This is a genomic window from Variovorax sp. GW821-FHT09B01 (assembly GCF_059418345.1).
In genome coordinates this window covers 1-20350 of record NZ_JBWKPQ010000004.1, presented here as the reverse complement: position 1 = coordinate 20350, position 20350 = coordinate 1, and the positions used below count along the sequence as shown (strand labels likewise).

General features: G+C 70.4%; 21 protein-coding genes. 6 read left to right on the top strand and 15 right to left on the bottom strand.

Annotated features, from left to right (window positions below; all coding sequences use genetic code 11):
* The first annotated feature begins 29 nt into the window (after positions 1-29).
* The 4 genes from AC07RV_RS14555 to AC07RV_RS14540 all read left to right on the top strand — a co-directional run bounded on the left by AC07RV_RS14555 (position 30) and on the right by AC07RV_RS14540 (position 2926).
* Positions 30-947: a LysR substrate-binding domain-containing protein gene (locus tag AC07RV_RS14555; RefSeq protein ID WP_296788619.1), complete on the top strand. Its 918-nt coding sequence runs from the start codon at positions 30-32 to the stop codon at positions 945-947.
* Positions 948-1007: 60 nt separating this feature from the next.
* Positions 1008-1847, top strand: coding sequence for an isocitrate lyase/PEP mutase family protein (locus AC07RV_RS14550; protein ID WP_296788621.1), 840 nt, complete (start codon positions 1008-1010; stop codon positions 1845-1847).
* 5 nt (positions 1848-1852) lie between these two features.
* Entirely contained in the window at positions 1853-2440 is a 588-nt protein-coding gene (locus AC07RV_RS14545; RefSeq protein ID WP_057592366.1) for a uracil-DNA glycosylase family protein, read from the top strand.
* Between the two features lie 84 nt (positions 2441-2524).
* Positions 2525-2926, top strand: coding sequence for a RidA family protein (locus AC07RV_RS14540; protein WP_093343787.1), 402 nt, complete (start codon positions 2525-2527; stop codon positions 2924-2926).
* A 7-nt stretch (positions 2927-2933) separates the two neighbouring features.
* On the opposite strand, the gene AC07RV_RS14535 is transcribed toward AC07RV_RS14540, so the two are convergent.
* A complete protein-coding gene (locus AC07RV_RS14535) occupies positions 2934-4643 on the bottom strand; it encodes a hypothetical protein (protein ID WP_296788626.1) in 1710 nt (569 codons plus the stop codon).
* Between the two features lie 53 nt (positions 4644-4696).
* Positions 4697-4918 carry a DUF1127 domain-containing protein gene (locus AC07RV_RS14530; RefSeq protein WP_296788629.1) on the bottom strand — a complete coding sequence of 74 codons (222 nt, stop codon included), beginning with the start codon at positions 4916-4918 and terminating at the stop codon, positions 4697-4699.
* 110 nt (positions 4919-5028) lie between these two features.
* Here AC07RV_RS14530 and AC07RV_RS14525 point away from each other — a divergent pair, with 110 nt between their 5' ends.
* Positions 5029-5919, top strand: a complete 891-nt coding sequence (locus tag AC07RV_RS14525; RefSeq protein ID WP_296788632.1) for a LysR family transcriptional regulator — start codon at positions 5029-5031, stop codon at positions 5917-5919.
* Positions 5920-5925: 6 nt separating this feature from the next.
* Here AC07RV_RS14525 and AC07RV_RS14520 read toward each other — a convergent pair whose 3' ends face one another.
* The 13 genes from AC07RV_RS14520 to AC07RV_RS14460 form a co-directional block, all read right to left on the bottom strand.
* Complete coding sequence (locus tag AC07RV_RS14520) at positions 5926-6570, bottom strand: ANTAR domain-containing response regulator (protein ID WP_208511016.1); 645 nt, start codon at positions 6568-6570, stop codon at positions 5926-5928.
* 307 nt (positions 6571-6877) lie between these two features.
* Positions 6878-8032, bottom strand: coding sequence for an ABC transporter substrate-binding protein (locus AC07RV_RS14515; RefSeq protein WP_203203608.1), 1155 nt, complete (start codon positions 8030-8032; stop codon positions 6878-6880).
* 96 nt (positions 8033-8128) lie between these two features.
* A complete protein-coding gene (locus AC07RV_RS14510; protein WP_296788635.1) occupies positions 8129-9781 on the bottom strand; it encodes a nitric oxide reductase activation protein NorD in 1653 nt (550 codons plus the stop codon).
* Entirely contained in the window at positions 9778-10596 is an 819-nt protein-coding gene (locus tag AC07RV_RS14505; protein WP_093343794.1) for a CbbQ/NirQ/NorQ/GpvN family protein, read from the bottom strand. Before AC07RV_RS14505 ends, AC07RV_RS14510 begins: the two co-directional genes overlap by 4 nt.
* Positions 10593-11603 carry an alpha/beta fold hydrolase gene (locus AC07RV_RS14500; RefSeq protein WP_296788638.1) on the bottom strand — a complete coding sequence of 337 codons (1011 nt, stop codon included), beginning with the start codon at positions 11601-11603 and terminating at the stop codon, positions 10593-10595. Before AC07RV_RS14500 ends, AC07RV_RS14505 begins: the two co-directional genes overlap by 4 nt.
* A gap of 11 nt (positions 11604-11614) precedes the next feature.
* Entirely contained in the window at positions 11615-12652 is a 1038-nt protein-coding gene (locus AC07RV_RS14495; RefSeq protein WP_208511019.1) for an aliphatic amidase, read from the bottom strand.
* A gap of 39 nt (positions 12653-12691) precedes the next feature.
* Positions 12692-13381 (bottom strand): urea ABC transporter ATP-binding subunit UrtE, encoded by a 690-nt coding sequence (urtE, locus tag AC07RV_RS14490; RefSeq protein ID WP_057592373.1) that lies wholly within the window; start codon positions 13379-13381, stop codon positions 12692-12694.
* A gap of 13 nt (positions 13382-13394) precedes the next feature.
* Positions 13395-14177: an urea ABC transporter ATP-binding protein UrtD gene (urtD, locus tag AC07RV_RS14485; RefSeq protein WP_281081428.1), complete on the bottom strand. Its 783-nt coding sequence runs from the start codon at positions 14175-14177 to the stop codon at positions 13395-13397.
* A gap of 14 nt (positions 14178-14191) precedes the next feature.
* The gene (gene urtC, locus AC07RV_RS14480; RefSeq protein ID WP_296788643.1) at positions 14192-15247 is read right to left on the bottom strand and encodes an urea ABC transporter permease subunit UrtC; all 1056 of its coding nucleotides are present in this window, start codon (positions 15245-15247) and stop codon (positions 14192-14194) included.
* A 4-nt stretch (positions 15248-15251) separates the two neighbouring features.
* Positions 15252-16154, bottom strand: coding sequence for an urea ABC transporter permease subunit UrtB (urtB, locus tag AC07RV_RS14475; protein WP_296788646.1), 903 nt, complete (start codon positions 16152-16154; stop codon positions 15252-15254).
* A gap of 5 nt (positions 16155-16159) precedes the next feature.
* On the bottom strand, positions 16160-17353 hold the full coding sequence (gene urtA / locus AC07RV_RS14470) for an urea ABC transporter substrate-binding protein (protein WP_057592375.1): 1194 nt from the start codon (positions 17351-17353) through the stop codon (positions 16160-16162).
* A 411-nt stretch (positions 17354-17764) separates the two neighbouring features.
* Complete coding sequence (locus AC07RV_RS14465) at positions 17765-18265, bottom strand: hypothetical protein (protein ID WP_208511024.1); 501 nt, start codon at positions 18263-18265, stop codon at positions 17765-17767.
* Positions 18262-19191, bottom strand: a complete 930-nt coding sequence (locus tag AC07RV_RS14460; protein ID WP_296788651.1) for a LysR family transcriptional regulator — start codon at positions 19189-19191, stop codon at positions 18262-18264. Before AC07RV_RS14460 ends, AC07RV_RS14465 begins: the two co-directional genes overlap by 4 nt.
* 96 nt (positions 19192-19287) lie before the next feature.
* Between AC07RV_RS14460 and AC07RV_RS14455 the strand changes: the two genes are divergently transcribed.
* Positions 19288-20274: an NAD-dependent epimerase/dehydratase family protein gene (locus AC07RV_RS14455; protein ID WP_296788652.1), complete on the top strand. Its 987-nt coding sequence runs from the start codon at positions 19288-19290 to the stop codon at positions 20272-20274.
* Positions 20275-20350: the final 76 nt, after the last annotated feature.

Sequence of the window (20350 nt, the reverse complement as noted above, 5' to 3'; positions counted from 1 at the left end):
CGGATCGTTCTGTCAGCGGAACAGGAGACATGGACGATTTCAACGACCTCGCGCTGTTCGCGCACGTGGTGCAGCAGCAGGGCTTCAGCGCCGCGAGCCGGCACCTGGGCATTCCCAAGTCGCGCCTGAGCCGCCGCGTCGCGCAGCTCGAGGAACGGCTGGGCGTGCGGCTCTTGCAGCGCAGCTCGCGCCGGCTGCTGTTGACCCATGTCGGCGAGCAGTTCTACGAGCGCTGCCAGGCCACGGTGGCCGCGGGCGAGGAGGCCTTCGACGTGGTGCGCCAGGCGGCCGCGCGGCCGCAGGGGCCGCTGCGCGTGAGCGCGCCCTTCACGCTCGCGCAGTTCTGGCTCACGCCGCTGATCCCCGATTTCATGCGCGCCTTTCCCGAGGTGCGGCTGTCGCTCGAGGTCAGCCACCGGCGCGTCGATCCGCTGCAGGAGAACGTCGACGTGGTGCTGCGCGTGCGGCGCCCGCCGTTCGAGGATTCGAGCCTGGTCGCGCGGCCGCTGGGCCGCACGGTCGACGTGCTGCTCGCGAGCCCGGCGCTGCTCGAGCGCCTGGGCAGGCCCGCGAGCCTCGACGACCTGGCCGCGTGGCCGATGCTCTCGCTGCCCGATACCGGCGAGCGCCACCTGTGGCGGCTGGAGCGCGGCAGGCAGGTGCACGAACTGGGCTTCGTGCCGCGCCTGGTCACCGACGACATGTTCGCGCTCCGGCACGTGGCGCTGCAGGGCCTGGGCGTGGCGCTGCTGCCCGAGATCCTGTGCCGCGACGAGTTGCGCGAGGGCCGCCTGGTGCGCCTGTTTCCCGACTGGGCCTGCACCGCGAGCGAGATCCAGGCGGCCTTCGCCACGCGCCGCGGCATGCTGCCGGCGGTGCGCGCCTTCATCGACCACCTGCTGGCCCATCCGCCCGGCGCGCCGCAGCCGGGCGCTGGCTTATCCTGAACGGCTTCGCGCCTTTCGCCGCCCTTGCATCGAATTTCATCGAAAGAAGGAACAGACCCCATGACCCCCACGAACCCCACCGTCGCCGAGAAACGCGCGGCCTTCCGCGCGCTGCATGCCCAAGGCTGCTTCGTCATCCCCAATCCCTGGGACACCGGCAGCGCGCGCTACCTCGAAGGCCTGGGCTACAAGGCGCTCGCCACCACCAGCTCGGGCTTCGCCTGGTCGCACGGCCAGGCCGACGGCGCCATCGCGCGCGACGCGGTGCTCGCGCACCTGCGCGAACTGGTGGCCGCGACCTCGCTGCCGGTCAATGCCGATTTCGAGAACGGCTTCGGCGCCGATCCGCAGGCCGTGGCCCAGAGCGTGCGGCTCGCGGTCGAGACCGGCGTGGCCGGCCTGTCGATCGAGGACTCGACCGGCCATGCCGACGCGCCGCTGTTCCCCATCGAGGTCGCGGTCGAGCGCATGCGCGCCGCGCGCGGCGCCATCGATGCGGCGGGCGGCGACACGCTGCTGATCGGCCGCGCCGAGAACTTCTTCGCCGGCCGGCCCGACCTCGACGACGCGATCGCGCGCCTCAAGGCCTATGCCGAAGCCGGCGCCGACTGCCTCTACGCGCCCGGCATCAAGACGCGCGAGCAGATCGCGGCCGTGGTCGCGGCGGTTGCGCCCAAGCCGGTGAACCTGCTGGTCGGCGCGACCAGCGAACTCACGATGAAGGACATCGAGGCGCTCGGCGTGCGCCGCGTCAGCGTGGGCGGCGCGATGGCGCGCGCGGCCTGGGGCGGCTTCATCCGCGCCGCGCGCACGCTGGCCGACGAGGGCCGCTTCGACGGCTTCGCCGACGCCGCGCCCGGGGCCGAGCTCAACGCCTTCTTCAAGCCCTTCGGCCGCTGAAGCGCGTGGAGCCGCTGCTCGCCGAGATCCGCGCCTGCCGCGTTTGCGAGGTGCATCTGCCGCTGGGCCCGCGCCCGGTGGTGCAGGCCGGCGCGCAGGCGCGGCTGCTGATCGTCGGCCAGGCGCCGAGCATGACGGTGCACCGCACGGGCGTGCCCTGGGACGACCGCAGCGGCGACCAGCTGCGGCGCTGGCTCGGCGTGGAGCGCGAACTGTTCTACGACGCCTCGCGCATCGCGCTCGTGCCCATGGGCTTCTGCTACCCGGGCCGCGGCACCAGCGGCGACCTGCCGCCGCGCAAGGAGTGCGCGCCGCTGTGGCACGAGCGGCTGCTGGCGCAGATGCCGCGCGTCGAGCTCACGCTGCTGATCGGCCAGTACGCGCAGCGCCGCCACCTGGGCAGCCGGGCGCGCGATGGCGTCACCGAGACCGTGCGCGCCTTCGCGGAATTCGCGCCGCGCGTCATCCCGCTGCCGCATCCCTCGCCGCGCAACACCGGCTGGCAGCAGCGCCATCCGTGGTTCGAGAGCGAGGTGCTGCCGGTGCTGCGCGAGCGCGTGCGGCTGGCACTGGGCATGGGCACGGGCGGCTGAACGCTTCGTCGCGGAACGAAGCGTGCGGGGGACGAAGGCCGCACCATCGCGGCCATCGTCATCCACCGCAACAGAAGGATTCCCATGCCCGCGCGCGAAGTCATCCGTGTCGAACCCCTCTCCACCTGGCTCGATCGCTGGAAGGCACCGGCCTCCATCGTCACGCGCCATGGCGACACCGTCTATGTCTCGGGCCTGCCGCCCTTCGATCCCGAGACCGGGCAGGTGGCGGTCGGCGCCTCGGTCGAGCGGCAGGCCGAGCTGGTGCTCGAACAGCTGAAGCTGTGCCTGGAGACGGCGGGCTCGTCGCTCGCGAATGCGCTCAAGTGCAACGTGTACTGCACCTCGGTGGAGAAGTTCGCCGCGGTCAACGCGGTCTATGCGCGCTACTTCCCCGAGTCGCCGCCCGCGCGCATCTTCGTCTGCGTGCCGGCCTGGTTCGGGCCCTTCGACATCGAGATCGACTGCATCGCGGCGCGCGGCTGAGGCCGCTTCAGCGCGCGGCCTTCCTCGGCCGCGCCGCCGGCCGTCGCGGCGGCTTTGCCTCGAGCACCAGCTCGGCCGGCAGGCCGTCGTTCCACGACTCGGCGAAGTAGGCGCGGTCGCTGGGCACCAGCTGCGGCAGCGCCTCGCGCAGCGTGACCAGCGAGCGCTCGGCTGCTTTCAGGTCGCCCGCATGGGCGGCGTACCACGCATGCTCGAACAGCAGGCTGCAATGCTGCAGGCCCGGGTAGCGGCGCCGGCCGGCCTGGTGGTCGGCCAGCCGTGCCTGCGCCACCTCGACCCAGCGCGCGGGCCAGTGCGTGGCGTCGAAGGCATCGGCGAGCGGACCGGCCAGCGCCGAGATCGCGGCCGGGTCGAGCGGCGCCTGGGCGCGGAACTGCGCGAGCGTGGGCCGGGGCTCGGCGCCGCAATGGCCGCGCGCGATGCGCATCAGGTAGATCGCGTTCCAGGCCGAGCGGCCCTGGCCGTCGGCCTGGCCGCAGAGCCATTCGCTGAAGGCGATCCACTGCACGGCATGGCGCGTGGTGTCGGACGCTGCCGAGGCATCGCCGCGCCGCTTCGGGCCGCCCGCCGGCGCCGAGGGGAGCGCGGGCAGCGCGAGGCCCACGCGGTCGAACAGCCACACCGCCATGCCGAGGTTGGCCGCCACGTGCTGGGCGGCATCGAAGGAATGCGACTCGAAGGCCGCGGTCAGCGCGTCGCCGAAGCGGCGCAGCGATTCCTCGGCGAGCAGGCGGGCGGCCGGCGCGTCCTCGGCCGCGAGCGCCAGCGCGCGCGAGCGGCAACCGAGCGCCCACAGGTTGCACCATTCGAAGCGCACGTCGGGATGGTGGCGCAGCACCACGCTGCGCGCCGGGTCGTCGGCCATGCCGCCGAGCAGCGACTGCGCCAGCGGCAGGTCGCGCGCGGTGTAGGCGCACCAGGCCGAGACGATGCATTCCATCGCGCCGAGGTAGTCGTTGCCCGCCACGTGGTGCGCGAGGCGCTGCTTCTTGAGCACCTCGAGCTGGCGACGCGCCTGTTCGTTGTCGCCGAGGCGGCGCCACAGCATGGCCTCATTGAGCGTGACCAGCGCGCGCTGGAAGCCGCTGGCCGCGAGCGTGCCGGCGAGCCGTATCGATTCGAGCGCGCTCGGCTGGCCCGCGTCATCGCTGGCACCGCCGGCCACCGGCGTCATCAGCCGGCCCTGGCGCGCGGCCCGCTGCGCGGACACGAGCTGTTTCCAGAAGGCGGCGTCCTGCAGGTGCACCGCCTCGGGCGGCGCCGAGGCGCCCGCCGTCGCGCCCGTGCGCGCGCGCAGGCCGAGGAACGAGGCGATCTCGGCCGCGCTGGCGGCGCGCCCCTCGACCTCGCAGCGCACGCGCCGCGCCTCGGCCGGCGGCAGCCAGAACGGGCCCTGGCTGCGCCGCTCGGCGTTGAGGAAGCGCGGCTCGCGCGTGCTGTCCTCGCCCCAGCCGACCTCGATGCCCCAGGCCTTGAAGTCGCGGAAGGCACGGCTCACGACCATGCGCAGGGTGCTCGCGTCCGACACTTCGCCGCGCAGGTCGGCCAGCCGCACCATCGGGGTCTGGCTGTCGTGCGCATGGCGCATGCGCACCAGCAGCCAGAGCGACTGGAAGGCCGCGCGCCGGCCGTCGACCGACTGCGGGGAAGTGAGCTCGACGACGAGCGGGGGAGAAGCGGAAGCGGGACTTGGCACGCCCCGCATTGGACCTCAAATCGAGGCCGCGGCAAGGGCCGGGCGCGCTTCCTTCAGCTTGCGCGGTGGCTGTGCTCGCAGTGCGAGGGCGCGGGCTGCATCAGCCCCGGCAGCTCGCTGCGGCCGACGCCGAGGTCGCGCAGGTCGTGCTCGCTCATGCCGGCGAGCTGGCACGCATCGGCGCGGGCCCGGCGGCGATTCGCCGCGTGCCGGCGCCAGCCGCGCAGGGCATGCAGAAGGCGTTGGCGAAAGCTCGGGGACGATGCGGTCTTCACGATGGGCTCCTGGGGGTTGCGGTGTCGGTGCGCTCATCTTCGGCGTCGCCGTGCTATTGTGGAAGTTGAGATTTCTGAGCCATCTCATCAGCTTTCCTGATTCGACGCCCATGCGCCACCTCAACCTCGACCAGCTGCGCACCCTGATCGCGATTGCCGACCTCGGCAGCTTCTCGGCCGCGGCGCAGGCGCTGCATCTCGCGCAGCCCACGGTCAGCCTGCACGTCTCCGAACTCGAGTCGCGGCTCGATGCCAAGCTGGTGGTGCGCGGCGCGCGCGGCATCACGCCCACGGCGGCCGGCGCGGCGCTGGTGGAGCGCGGGCGCAAGCTGCTGCGCGACACCGACGATGCGCTCGACGCGGTCAAGCGGCAGGCCGAGGGCCGCAGCGGCCGCGTGCGGCTGGGCACGTCGACCGGCGTGGTGGTCGACCTGCTGCCGCAGGTGCTCGAGGCGCTGGGCGCGCAGGACGCGGGCATCGACGTCGATGTGGCGATCCTCGGCTCGGGCGAGGCGCTGGCGCGGCTGGCCGCGGGCACGCTCGACATCGGCCTGGTGGCGCTGCCGCAGCCGCCGCTGCGCGACCTGGTGTTCACGCCCTGGCGTACGCAGCCGATGATGGCCTTCGTGCCGCAGCGCACGAAGGCGCCCAGGCGCGTCACGCCGGCCTGGCTGGCCGAGCAGCCGTTGATCTTCAACGACGCGACCACTCACATGTACCGGCTCACGATGGAGTGGTTCGCGGCCGCGGGCTTCGCGCCGCGCGCACGCATCGAGCTCAACTACGACGCGGCCATCCGCAGCCTGGTGGCGGCCGGCTATGGCGCCGCGCTGCTGCCGCTGCAGCCGACGACCGACGCGGCGCTCGGCGAGCGCATGCAGATCCTGCCGATCGTGCCGAAGCTCACGCGCCGCCTGTGCATCGCGCACCGGCCGCGCGCGCTGCTCGACGGCGCCACACTGCGGGTGCTCGAGGTGCTGGCGGGTTTCCGTCAGGCCTGAACGGCCTCAAGAAGCCTCGGGCTTGCGCGCGCCGAGCGAGAGGATCTCGTTGGCGTTGACGATGGCGGCCGCGATCTCTTCCATGGTGGTACGTTTGCTCATCGCCTGCTCGCGGATCAGGTCGTAGGCCTGGCCCTCCGACACGCCATGCGTCTTCATGAGAATCGCCTTGGCCTCCGCGAGCTGCCGCACGCCCAGCAGCTTGGCCTCGGTCTTGCGCAGGCGCCGCGCGAGCGAGCGGTTCTGCTTGTGCGCCTCGCGCGCCACCACCAGCGCCGACAACAGTCCGAAGGAGCGCACCGGCGAGGGCAGCACGGCCTTGGCGCCGATCTCGAGCACGGCCTCGACGATGGTCGGGTTCTCGTAGGTCACGACGGCGATGATGGCCGGCGCATCCTCGCTCTTGGTCCACTCGAAGCGCAGATTGATGAAGTCGGGCTGCACCGCCATGAAAGCCACGTCGATGCCCTCGGGCAGCGCCTGCACCGGCGGCCAGAAGGCCTGCACCTGGCAGCCGATGCGCTGCAGCTGCTGGGTGAGCTGGCGGCCGTCGCTGTCGTCGGGGTGGATGACTGCGATCTTCAGCAGGCGCAGTTCTTTGAGCTGCGGTGGGGTCACGCGCAGGGTGTGTCGTTTGGGTGGGCTGTCCACTTCAGGCCTCTTGTTGTTGGGTTTGAGGCTCTTGTTCGGGGCGCGTGCACAGGACGCCGGGTACTTCCCTCCGCGAATGTCCCCCGCCTTCGGCTCCTCCTTTATTTCGCTGCGGGAAGCACCCGGCATCCTGTGCACGAGAAGCGCAGCGGTGGTGCGGCCGGTTCGACCGGCGCGTCCCGGGCTCACGTCGATGGGGTACTCCCCGCAGCGAAATCAAGGAGGAGGCCGCAGGCCGGGGGACATTCGCGGAGGGGAGTACCCCGTCGGCGTGAGCCCCCCCACAACGGTAGAAAGCACGTTCCACCTAAACCTCCAGCGTATCGAGCCGAGCCGTCCAGTCCCCGAGCGAATGCGTCACCAGATAGGGATCGGGATACACAGCACGCGTCGCCTGACGAACGATGGTGAACTGCCCCTGCGCATCCACGCGCCCGATGCGCGGATAGAGGCAGGTGTGGTGGTTCGTGGGATCGATCTTCACCCGCCCTTGCGGCGCATCGAACTCGGCCCCGAGGATGTGCGGCAGGATCTCCGCGATCCCGTCGCTGCCCGCCTGCGCGAAGGCATTGGCGTAGATGTGCATCTGGAAGTAGGCGGCTTCCCAGCACAGGTTGGGTACGCAGCCGTCGCCGAAGCGGGCGCGCAGTTGCGCCAGGCAGCGCTGGTTGGCCGGCGAGTCGATCGACTGGAAGTAGGGTGCCGCCGTGAAGTGCCCCGTCGCCACCCCGCGCCCCATCTGCGAGATCTCGGCCTCGGAGGTCGTGAGGCTCGCGATCGGCATGCGCTTCGGGTCGAAGCCGGCCTCGGCATAGGCGCGGTACAGGCTCGCGGTGGAGTCGCCCACCACCGTCGAGAAGATGAAGTCGGGCTGCTTGTCGCGGATGTCGGCCATGATGGCCCGGTAGTCCTTCTCGGTCGCGTCGAGCGCCGCGTAGTGCTCGCCGAGTTTTTCGCTGCCGGGGCGCTGCATCACCAGCTCGCCCATGATCCGGTTCGACTCGTAGGGGTAGATGTAGTCGGAGCCGATCAGGTAGACCCGCGCGCCGAAGTTCGTCGTCATGAACTCCGCCAGTTGCACGCTGTTCTGGTTGGGCGCCGCGCCCGTGTAGATCACGTTGCCCGAGTACTCGAAGCCCTCGTAGAGCGTCGGGTAGAACAGCAGCTTGTTCCACTTCTCGATCACCGGGATCACCGCCTTGCGGCTGCTCGACATGTAGCAGCCGAAGATCACGTTGACCCGGTCCTGCACGATCAGCTTCTCGGCCAGCTGCGCATAGCGCGCCGGGTTCGACTGCGGGTCGTGGCGCACCGCCACCAGCTCGCGGCCGTCGATGCCGCCGGCCGCGTTGATCTCCTCGATGCCGAGCAGCGCGCCCTGCAGCTGCGACAGGCCGATGGTCGAGGTGACGCCGGTTTCCGAATAGAGGATGCCGACGCGGATGGGATCCTTGTCAGCCATGGGCGGTCGTCCGTGAGGGGTGAGGGGCCGTCATGTCTTTTCTGTCTCGTGTGGGATTCGTTCGGGACTCCACCCTATCGCAGTCCGATGCTTTCGTCAGTGGGCCGCGGCCAGCCGCGCGCTCATGCGCGCGAGCCGCGCGGGCAGGCTGCGCGCATCGTCGGCGATGCAATAGTTGCGCCAGCCGAAGATGCGCCGCACATAGGAATCGGCCGCGGCATCGACCGCGATGCAGGCGGTGCGCACGCCCGCGCCGCGCGCTTCGGCCACCGCCTCGCGCGCATCCTCGACGAGGTACCTGGGATCGTGCACGTCGATGTCGGCCGGCGCGCCGTCGGTCACCAGCAGGATCGCGCGCTGGCCCGCGGGCTCGCCCGCGAGCAGCGCCGCCGCATGCCGCAGCGCCGCGCCCATGCGCGTCGAGTAGCGCCCGCGCACCGCGCCGATGGTCGCGCGCGCGGGCGGCGAGAGCGGCTGGCCGAACTCGAGCAGCCGGTAGTAGTAGACCTCGGCGCGCGTGTTCGACGAGAAGCCGTGCACCGCGAGCCGGTCCGCGCCGCGCGGCCGCGCGGCGGCGAGCATCAGCGCGGCCTGCTTCTCGATCTCGAGCAGCGACAGGCCGTGCGGGCCCGCATCGTTGGCCGAGGCCGACAGGTCGAGCAGCACCAGCACGCTCGATGGCCGCGGCGCCTTGCCCGGGCGCATGAACAAGCGCGCGTCGGGCCGCAGCCGCTGGCGCCGGTCGACCAGCACCTCGATCGCCGCATTGAGGTCGATGTCGTCGCCCTCCCATTGCCGCCGCAGCCGGTGCCGGCGGTCGAGGTGACGCGCGCGCGGCAGCGCCAGCGGCGGCAGGCTCTCGGCGCGCAGGGCCGCCTGTGCCTGCGCCGGTAGCAGGCCCTGCCAGGCGGGCAGCTTCTCGATCACCGTGCACCAGTCGGGGCGCAGGCGCTCGAGGCGGCGGTCCCATTCGGGGTAGGTATAGCGGCCCAGCTCCATGTCGCCGAACTCGGGCGGCGCTCCGGCGGCCGCATCGCCCGCGTCGGAGGGCGGCGGCATGCGCGCGCCCGACTGCTGCAGCGCGATCGCCTCGTCGGGCGGTGGCGGCGTCGCATCGGCGCCGAAGTCCCAGAGCCAGCTGTTGTCGTCGCGCCAGGGCGCGGGCACCGCGTAGCCCTGGGGCTCGAAGCGCACGCGCATCTGGCCCAGGTCGTTGGCCAGGATCGAGGCGATCGCGCGGAAGGCCTCGTAGTCCGCGAGGCCCGCGCGCGCCGCGGTGTTCTCGAACAGCCGGCGCGCTTTCTCGACCCAGTGGCTGCCGTCGTGCAGCTCGGGCCGCAGCAGCAGCCGGTCCATGCGCAGCAGCAGCGCCTCGAAGCGCAGGTCGAGCGGATCGGGCGCGGGCGGCAGCGCGTCGGCGAACCAGCCATGCAGGCCGGGGAAGTCGCGCACCAGCAGCCGCTCGACGCGCGCGTCCTCGATGGCCGACACCAGCGCGATGCCCATCGGCCGCAGCGTGTTCGCGCGGCGCGCGGGCGTCGAATGCCGCAGGTGCGCCACCGCATGCGCGACCATCGCGCGGCGCAGCGCCGGCGGGCTGTCCTCGGGAACCAGCAGCCGCCCGGCCGCGAGCACCGCGCGCGTGCCCGGCTTCGCGCCGGCCACCAGCGGCTGCACCTCAAGCGCCATGCCGGCCAGCCCGCGCGCGAGCAGCCCCAGCGCGGCGAAGCTGCCCGTGTCGCGCGTCATCCGAACTGGGCCTCGACGAAGCCCTGCAGCGCGCTCGCCATGTCGGGGTCGTCGGTCAGCGCGCGCGTCATCGTCATCTCGCAGCTCTCGCGCGGCGTCACGCCGTCGCGGATCAGCACGCCCGCGTAGATCAGCATGCGCGTCGACACGCCCTCGTCGAGCCCGCGGTGCTTGAGTTCGCGCGAGCAGTGCGCGACGGCCACCAGCTTCGCGGCCAGCGCGGTGTCGATGCCGGCCTCGTGCGCCACGATCTCGGCCTCGAGCGCGCCGTCGGGGTAGTCGAACTCCAGCGCCGCGAAGCGCTGGCGCGTCGAGGGCTTGAGGTCCTTGGCGCTGCTCTGGTAGCCGGGGTTGTACGACACCACGAGCTGGAAGTCGGGGTGCGCGCGCACCAGCTCGCCCTTCTTGTCGAGCGGCAGGATGCGGCGCGCGTCGGTCAGCGGATGGATCACCACCGTCGTGTCCTGTCGCGCCTCCACCACCTCGTCGAGGTAGCAGATGCCGCCATGGCGCACCGCCAGCGTCAGCGGCCCGTCGTGCCAGGCCGTGCCGTCGGCGTCGAGCAGGTAGCGCCCGACCAGGTCGGAGGCCGTCATGTCCTCGTTGCAGGCCAGCGTCACCAGCGGCCGGCCCAGCGACCACGCCATGTGCTCGACGAAGCGCGTCTTGCCGCAGCCGGTCGGCCCCTTGAGGATCAGCGGCATGCGGTGGCGCCAGGCCTGCCGGTACAGCGCCACCTCGTTGCCCGCGGGCCGGTAGAAGGGCTCGGACTCGATGCGCCAGGCCGCGAGCGGATCGTGCACGGGTGCGTTCATGGCGTGGCGAGCAGTTCCCGCAGGGCGTCGTCGATGAAGCGGGTGTCCACCGGGCTGCTGCCGCCGCCCGCGAAGTGGCCCCACACGCCCGGGATCGGCCGGTACTCGGCGTTCGGCATCTGCGCCACCTCCCATTCGTTGTCGGCGGCCGGAAAGTACAGGTCGCGCTCGGCCGGCATCACGATCGCGCGGGCGCGGATCGCGCCCAGCGCCTTCTTGAAGTCGCCGCCGAACACCGGGTTGGCGCTGATGTCGCCGTGCTGCCACGACCACAGCATCGCGAGCAGGTTGTTCGCATCCTTCTTCAGGAAGAAGCCCTCCCAGTAGCCGACCAGGAAGTCCTCGAGCGAGCTGAAGCCCAGTTCGCGCCACAGCTCCTGCCGGTAGAAGGGCTGCGACAGGCCCCAGCCCGCATAGACGCGTCCCACCGCGCGCAGCCCGCGCGTCGGCGGCGTCGTGTACCAGCCGCCGTTCCAGGCCGCGTCGCTGGTGAGCGCCGCCTTCACGCCCTCGAGGAACACGATGTTGTGCGGCGCCGTCCTGGCCGAGCCGCAGAAGGGCGCGATGCGCTCGACCATCTCGGGGTAGAGGCAGCCCCACTGGTTGGTCTGCTGCGCGCCCATCGACCAGCCCACCACCAGCGCGATGCGCTCGATGCCGAACTGCTCGGTCACCAGCCGGTGCTGCAGCGTCACGTTGTCGTAGAGCGTCACGTCGGGGAAGCGCTCCAGGTCGTAGGGCGGCGGCGTGTTGCTCGGCGAGGACGACAGGCCGTTGCCCAGCATGTTGGGCACGATGATGAAGTACTTCGCCGGGTCGAGCGCCATGCCCTCGCCGATCAGCCACTCGTTGTCGTGGTGCTGGCCCGAGTACCAGGTCGGGTAGACGACGACGTTGCTCTTGTCGGCATTCAGCGTGCCGTAGGTCTTGTAGGCGAGCTTCGCGCCGCGCAGGGTGGCGCCCCGCTGCAGCACGACGTCGCCGAGCTCGAAGATCTGGTGATCCATGGGGCGGCGCTTCAGCGGTGCTTGGCCGGCTCGTTCGGAATCCCCTCGATCGGGCACTCGGGTGTGCCCACGGTGCTGCGCGTGAACGACTCCACCCTCTCGCGCGTGCCCTCGGGGTCGTTGATCCACTGGGTGTAGAAGTTGTAGGGGCAGGCCGCCACGCCCTTGTCGCCGTCGCCCGAGTTGATGGTGCCGGTGTAGCCGCGGTGCACCAGCTTGAACAGGTGGTTCTGCGACTGGCCGTTGCGCCGCGCGTCGCGGATCAGGCTCATCGAGAGCTCGGCGTAGTTGATGCCCATCTCCTCCTCGCCGCATTCGCCGAGCGTGCGGCCGTCGAAGCCGATCAGCGCCGAGTGGCCGAAGTACGAGTACACGCCGTCGAAGCCGGCCGCGTTGGCCACCGCCACGTAAGTGTTGTTCATGAAGGCCATGGCCTTCGACACCAGGATCTGCTGTTCCTTGGCCGGGTACATGTAGCCCTGGCAGCGGATGATGAGCTCGGCGCCGCGCATCGCGCAGTCGCGCCAGATCTCGGGGTAGTTGCCGTCGTCGCAGATGATCAGGCTCATCTTCATGCCCTTGGGGCCTTCGCTGACGTAGGTGCAGTCGCCCGGGTACCAGCCCTCGATCGGCACCCACGGCATGATCTTCCTGTACTTCTGGACGATCTCGCCCTGGTTGTTCATGAGGATCAGCGTGTTGTAGGGCGCCTTGTTCGGATGCTCCTCGTGGCGCTCGCCGGTCAGCGAGAACACGCCCCAGACGTTGGCGCGCCGGCAGGCGTCGGCGAAGATCGCGGTCTCCTCGCCGGGCACTGAGGCGGCCGTGTCGTACATCTCCTTGGCGTCGTACATGATCCCGTGCGTGGAGTACTCGGGAAAGATCACCAAGTCCATGCCCGGCAAACCTTTCTTCATGCCGACCAGCATCTCGCCGATCTTGCGCGCGTTGTCGAGCACCTCGGCCTTGGTGTGAAGGCGGGGCATCTTGTAGTTGACGACCGCGACGCCGACGCAATCGTTGCTGCTCGAAATATCACCATGTCTCATGACGCTGCTCCTGAAGGGGTGGTTGGGAAGGGAAGGGGTTCAGACAGTGAGGAAGGACCGGACCTTGTCCTGGTCGAGCGTGGCGCGCGCCTCGTCGTGCACCAGGCGGCCGCGGTCGATCACGAGGAAGCGGTCGGCCAGCGCGAGCGCGAAGCTCAGCACCTGCTCCGACACCACGATCGCGAAGCCGCGCTCGGCGCGCAGCACGTTCAGCGTCTGCGCGATCTCCTTGATGATCGAAGGCTGGATGCCCTCGGTGGGCTCGTCGAGGATCAGCACCTTGGGCTCCGAAATGAGCGCGCGCGCGATCGCCAGCATCTGCTGCTGGCCGCCCGAGAGGTTGCCGGCCTTGCGCAGCCGCATGTCCTGCAGCACCGGGAAGAAGCGGTAGAGGTAGTCGGGCACCGTGCGGTGGCCCGAGCGCGCGGCGCCCGAGAGGATGTTCTGCTCCACCGTGAGGTGCGGAAACACCATGCGCCCCTGCGGCACGAAGGCCAGGCCCTGCGCCACGCGCTGGTGGCTCGGCAGCCGGGTGAGCTCGGTGCCGTTCAGGCGGATGCTGCCGCCGCGCGCGGGCAGCAGGCCGATCAGCGACTTCAGCAGCGTGGTCTTGCCCATGCCGTTGCGGCCCATGACCGCGACCGCCTCGTCGGGCGCGACGCGCAGCGAGACATCGTGGATCACGTGCGACTCGCCGTAGGCGACATCGAGTGCGGAGACTTCGAGCATGCGGTGGGCTCCTTCAATGGCCGAGGTAGACGTCGATCACGCGCGGGTCGGCCTGCACCTCGGCGGCCGTGCCCTCGCTGAGCAGCCGGCCCTGGTGCAGCACGGTCACGCGGTGCGCGATGCGCTTGACGAAATCCATGTCGTGCTCGATCACCACCACCGACTTGCCCACCGAGATGCGGCGCAGCAGGTCGCCGGTCTGCTCGCGCTCGCGCGGGCTCATGCCGGCCACGGGCTCGTCGAGCAGCAGCAGCTCGGGCTCCTGCATCAGCAGCATCCCGATCTCGAGCCACTGCTTCTGGCCATGGCTCAGCTGTCCCGCGCGGCGGTCGAGCCGCTCGACCAGGAACACCTCGGTGGCCATCGCCTCGATGCGCTCGCGCAGCGCGCGGGTGCGGCGAAAGCTCAGCGACTGCCACAGGCCGTGCATGCGCGGCAGCGAGATCTCGAAGTTCTCGAGCACCGTGAGGTCCTCGTAGACCGAGGGCGTCTGGAACTTGCGGCCCACGCCGGCGCGCACGATCTCGTGCTCGTTCATGCGGCCCAGGTCCTGGCCGTTGAACAGCACCCGGCCCGCGCTGGGCCGGGTCTTGCCGCAGACCATGTCGAGCAGCGTGGTCTTGCCCGCGCCGTTCGGTCCGATGATCACGCGCAGCTCGTTGCGCTCGACCGAGAGGCTCAGGCCATCGACCGCCTTGAAGCCGTCGAAGGAGACCGTGAGGTCCTCGACGCGCAGGATCTGCTCGTTCGAGGGCGGCACGGCCGAGGCCGCCTGCGGCAGGCCGCCGTTGGGCATCGCCAGCGTCGCGTTCATGGCGCGGCCTCCGCGCCGCGGCGGCGCAGCAGCTTCTCGCCCAGGCCCGCCAGGCCGTTCGGCATCGCCCACACCACGAGGATGAAGACCGCGCCGAGGAAGTAGAGCCAGCCCTCGGGGAAGGTCTCCGACAGGTAGGACTTGAGGAAGCCGATCAAGAGCGCGCCGATCACCGCGCCCGGAATCGAGAGCCGCCCGCCCACGGCCGCGTAGATCACCATCTCGACCGAGGCCACCACGCCGATCACGCCGGGCGCGATCAGCCCCACCTGCAGGCTGTAGAAGGCGCCGCCAATGGCCGACAGCAGGGCCGCCACCGCGAACACGAAGGCCTTCATGTGCGCCGTGTTGTAGCCGCTGAAGCGCACGCGGTCCTCGCGGTCGCGGATGGCGATCAGGATCTTGCCGAAGCGGCTGCGCACGATCAGCAGCGCACCCATCATCGCGAGCGCGACGGCCGTCACCTCGATGAAGTACATGGTCCGCTTGGCCGCGTCGCCCGCGATGTCCCACCCCAGCAGGGTGCGGAAGTCGGTGATGCCGTTGGCGCCGCCGGTGTCGCCCTGCTGGCCGATCACCACCACGGTGAGCGTGAGCGCCAGCGACAGCGTGACGATCGCGAAGTACACGCCGCTCACGCGCCGCTTGAAGATCGCGTACGAGAACACGTAGGCGAGCAGGGCGGGGATCGCGAGGATGCCGACCAGGGTCCAGCCCAGCGAGTGGAAGGGGATCCACCACGAGGGCAGCTGCTCGACGCTGCTCCAGACCATGAAGTCCGGCAGCTCGGGCGCCGAGGCCTCGAGCTTGAGGAACATCGCCATCATGTAGCCGCCGAGGCCGAAGAACAGGCCCTGGCCCAGGCTCAGCACGCCGCCGTAGCCCCAGGTCAGCACCACGCCGATCGCGACGAAGGCGAAGGCCAGGTACTTGCTCACGAGGTTGAGGCGGAACGGGTCGAGCGTGGCCGGCAGCACCACGGCCAGCAACAGCAGCACGGCCGCCAGCCCGACGAGGTCGCCGCGGCGTTGGGGAGAAAGCTTTATGCCCATGCGCTCAGCTCCTCGAGCGGGTCGCGAACAGCCCGTTGGGCCGCACGTAGAGCACCGCGATCACCAGCAGCAGGATCGTGGCCTTGGCCATCGAGCCGCTCATCAGGTACTCGAGCCAGGTCTGCGACTGCGCGATGGCGAAGCCCGAGAGCGCGGTGCCGATCAGGCTCTGCACGCCGCCGAACACCACCACGATGAAGGAGTCGACGATGTAGAGCTGGCCGGTGCCGGGGTTGGTCGAGCCGATCATCGTGAACACCGCGCCCGCGATGCCCGCGAGGCCCGAGCCCAGCGCGAAGGTCAGCGCATCGACGCGCTGCGTGTCGATGCCGACCGCGCCCGCGATCGCGCGGTTCTGCGTCACCGCGCGCACCTTCAGCCCCCAGGAGGTGCGGTAGAGCAGCAGGTAGACGCCGATGGCGACGATGGCCGTGAGCCCGACGATGAACAGGCGCGTGAGCGGCAGCTGGATGCCCGGCGTCGGTTCCCACGCGCCGGCGAGCCAGGAGGCCAGCGGTACGCTGACTTCCTGCGCGCCGAACAGCGAGCGGTAGGCCTGCTGCAGCATGAGGCTCAGGCCCCAGGTCGCGAGCAGGGTGTCGAGCGGCCGGTCGTAGAAGAAGCGGATGAAGCCGCGCTCCAGCACATAGCCGAACGCGAAGGTCACGGCGAACGCGAACGGAATCGCGGCGAACAGGTAGAGGTCCATGAAGCCCGGCGCGTAGTGCTCGAAGAAGCGCGACGCCAGGTAGGTCATGTAGGCACCGAGCGCCATCAGCTCGCCGTGCGCCATGTTGATGACGCCCATCAGGCCGAACACGATGGCCAGCCCGATCGCCATCAACAGCAGGATGGTGAACAGGCTCACGCCGTTGAACACCTGCATCACCGCGATGTCGAAGTTCATCGCGCTCAGACCTTCGGGAACGGGTTGGGCTCGACCAGCTGCGGCGATTCCCAGACGATGTCGAACTGCCCGTCGGGCCGCGCGCGGCCCACGCGCACCTTCTTCCACACGTGGTGGTTGGTGGCGTGCACGCGCACCGTGCCCTCGGGCGCCTCGATCTCCACGCCCGCGGCGGCGGCCGTGACCTTGTCGACCTCGAAGGACTTGGCCTTCTCCACCGCCAGCTTCCAGAGGTAGACGCTGTTGTAGGCCACCTCCATCGGGTCGCCGATCACGCGGTCCTGGCCGTACTTGGCCTTGAAGGCCTTCACGAACTTCTCGTTGGCCGGCGACTTGATGCTCTGGAAGTAGCCCATGCAGGCGTAGTAGCCCGCGGCGTTGTCCTTGCCGATGCCCTCGATCTCGTTCTCCGACACCACGGTCGACAGCAGCACCTGCTTCGTGCCGTCGAGCCCGGCCGCGCGCAGCTGCTTGTAGAAGGCCACGTTCGAGCCGCCGACCACCGTGCTGTAGATGCAGTCGGGCTTGGCGGCCTTGATCTTGTTGATGATCGAGGAGAACTCGGTGTGGCCCAGCGGCGCGTATTCCTCGCCGAGCACCTTGCCGCCGGCCTTGGCGATCGCGGGCTTGGCGATCTTGTTGCAGGTGCGCGGATAGATGTAGTCGGAGCCCACGAGGAAGAAGTTCTTGCCCTTCTCGCGCGCCATCCATTCGACCGCCGCGATCACCGACTGCGTGGCTTCCTGCGAGGGATAGAACACGCGCTTGTCCTGCTCCTGGCCCTCGTAGTAGGTGGGGTAGAACAGCAGGCCCTTGGCCTGGGCGAGCACCGGCAGCAGCGCCTTGCGCGAGGCCGAGGTGTAGCAGCCGATGATGGCCGCCACCTTGTCGCGCTCGAGCAGCTTGCGCGCCTTCTCGGCGAACACCGGGTTCTCGCTCGCGCCGTCTTCCACCACGGCCTCGATCTTCTTGCCGAGCACGCCGCCGGCGGCGTTGATCTCCTCGATCGCGAGCTTCTCGGCGTCGACCAGCGAGGCCTCGGCGATCGCGATCGTGCCCGAGAGCGAATGCAGCAGCCCGAGCTTCACCGTGCCGCCGTCCTGCGCGAAGGCCAGCGGTGCCACGCCGCCCGCGGCGCCCAGCACGATCATCGAGCCGCCGGTCTTCACGATCTGGCGGCGGTTGAAAGCGTTCGTCATGTCAAATTCCTTTGTGGTTGTGCGAGTCGTCAGGAAGATCCGACCTTCGGAACCGCGCTCGGGGTGTCTCCTCCCGCCACGCGGCCCTGCAAACGAGCGCTTCGTCGCCAGTGCTCTTGCTTCGGGCAAAGCTCCGCCAGCGGATGCATGCATCCGTTTCGACGAAAGCCCTGTTGCGACCGAAAAAACAAAAAGGCCCGAACCGGTGTTCAAACCGATTCGGGCCTTGTTGCCCGACACCTCGCTGGCAGCATTGGCAGCGGGCGTCGCATGACTGGTAACGATTGCTCGTTGCGGCGGATTCTTCTCAACCCGCGCCGGTCTGCAAATACGTTGTTGTGCGGATTGGCGGGCCGGCGGGGACTGTGCTATTTGCGCGCACAGGCGCGCCTGGGGTCGCTTTGCGCGGGGTCAGCGCGGCCTGGCGAAGTCCGCGTCGATCCAGGCCGAGGCGCTGGTGGCGCTGAGCTTGAACGAGGCCGGCACGTTCACGCGCGCGAGCTCGCTGTCGTCGGCCTCGTCGAATGCGCTCAGCGTGGCCGAGGGGTTGTCCTCGTCGGGCACGATGGCCAGCGTGACGCGGATGCGCCGCTCGCCGGCGCTCACGGTCACGCTGCGGTTGAGCGTGGCGTGCAGCTGCTGTTCGTGGCGGCGGATCACCTCGGCCGCGGTCTTCACCAGCGTGGAGAAGGCGGGGCCGTCGAGCGGCTTGGGGTTCTTCTTGTCGCGGCCCATGGTCCAGGGGCCGACCAGCGCGGGCTCGGGGTCGCCATGGCGCGTCATCTCGACGGCCCAGCCGTCGTCTTCCTCGTTCTTGATGATGCGGGCGGTCCAGCGCTCGTCGCGCCAGAGGCGGTCCTGTTGCAGCGGGAGGATGTCGTCGGATTCGGTGGTCGGGGTCGTGTCGGTCATTCGGAGGCGGAGGTTCTTGCGCGTGCCATTGTCCCCTGGCCGGCGATGTAGGCCTGCAGCCCCTCGGCCAGCGCGTCGAAGGTGACGCGGCAGCGCGGGCTCGCGCGCAGGTCCTCGTGCATCGTGACCCAGGTCTCGAGCTTCAGCGACAGCGCGCGCGGCAGCAGCCGCACCAGCGCCGGGCCGCGCCGCGCCAGCGCGACCTGGCACACGCCGATGCCGGCGCCCGCGCGGATCAGCGCCATCTGCGCGAGGTCGCTGTCGGTGCGCAGCGAGAAGGCGTCGCGCGTGAAGCCCTTGAAGGACTTGATCGCGTCGCGCACGAAGGCAGTGGGCTGGTCGTAGCCGATCAGCGTGTGGCGCATGAGCTCCTCGGCCGTGCGCGGCGTGCCGTGGCGCGCGAGGTAGTCGGGATGGGCATGGAAGCCCAGTTCGATATCGCCGATGCGGCGCGCCACCAGCTGCTCCTGGCGCGGGCGCACCATGCGCACCGCGATGTCGGCCTCGCGCCGCAGCAGGTCCTGCACGCGGTTGGTCGACACCAGCTCGACCTTGAGCGCCGGATGGGCCTCGCGCAGCTTCGCCACGATCGGCGGCAGCACCTCCACCGCGACCACCTCGCTGGTCGACACCCGCACCACGCCGCGCACGCCTTCGCCCTGGCCGCTGGCCGCGCGCTGCAGCGAGGCGGCCGTGCTCTCCATGGCCTCGGCGTGCGTGCGCAGCGCCAGCGCCACCTCGGTGGGCAGCAGCCCGACCTGCGAGCGCGTGAAGAGCACCACCTCCAGCGCCTCCTCGAGCGCCGCGACGTGGCGCCCGACGGTGGGCTGCGTGATGCCGAGCGCGCGCGCCGCGCCCGAGAGGGAGCCCTCGCGCAGCACGCCGAGGAAGGAGCGATAGAGCTCCCAGCTGATGGTCCAGGTCATACATAAATGTATGGCCGATGGCTCATGTTCGGCAATTCCATTGGAGCCCGACCCTGCCCAGAATTCATCCATCGATCACTGTTCTGGAGATGTTTCATGGCAAGCAACGACACGGTTCTGGTTCTGGGCGCGACGGGCGGCGTCGGCGGCGAGATGGCCCGCCAGCTGCGCGACGCGGGATGGCGGGTGCGCGCGATGAAGCGCGGCGCGGTGCCCGAGCGGCGCGACGGCATCGACTGGGTGGGCGGCGACGCGATGGAGGCGCGGGACGTGCGCGAGGCCGCGCGCGGCTGCGCGGTCATCGTGCATGCGGTCAACCCGCCCGGCTACCGCCGCTGGTCGGAGCTGGTGCTGCCGATGCTCGACCACACGATCGCCGCCGCCAAGGCCGAGGGCGCGACCATCGTGCTGCCCGGCAACGTCTACAACTACGGCGCCGACGCCTTCCCGCTGCTGGCCGAGGACGCGCCCCAGCATCCGGCCACGCGCAAGGGCGCGATCCGGGTCGAGATGGAGCGCCGCCTCGAGCTGGCCAGCCGCGAGGGCGCGCGCGTGCTGATCGTGCGCGCCGGCGACTTCTTCGGTCCGAAGGCCGGCAACAACTGGTTCTCGCAGGGGCTGGTGAAGGCGGGGCAGCCGGTCGCGGGCGTGAGCTATCCCGGCGATGCCGGCGTGGGCCACCTCTGGTCGTACCTGCCCGACGTGGCCCGCACCATGGTCGAGCTGCTGGCGCGGCGCGACCGGCTCGAGCCCTTCGCCAGCTTCCACATGGCCGGCCACTGGGATGCCGACGGCACGCGCATGGCCGATGCCATCCGCCGCGTGGTGGCGCGCCGCACCGGCACGCACGTGCGTGTGTCGGCCTTCCCGTGGTGGCCGCTGCTGCTGGCCTCGCCCTTCGTCGCCACCTTCCGCGAGCTGCGCGAGATGCGCTACCTGTGGCGCACGCCCGTGGCCATGGACAACGCGAAGCTGGTGGCGCTGCTCGGCCGCGAGCCGCACACGCCGCTCGACGAGGCGGTCGAGGCCGCGCTCGAGGGCATGGGTTGCCTGCAGGCGGCGCCGCGCGCGGCGCTGGCCTGAGAGGGTGTATTTGAAATGATCTACGCGGCCAGCCTAGTAGCGAGGATACGTGCTTCAGCGAGCCAGACCCAAGCGA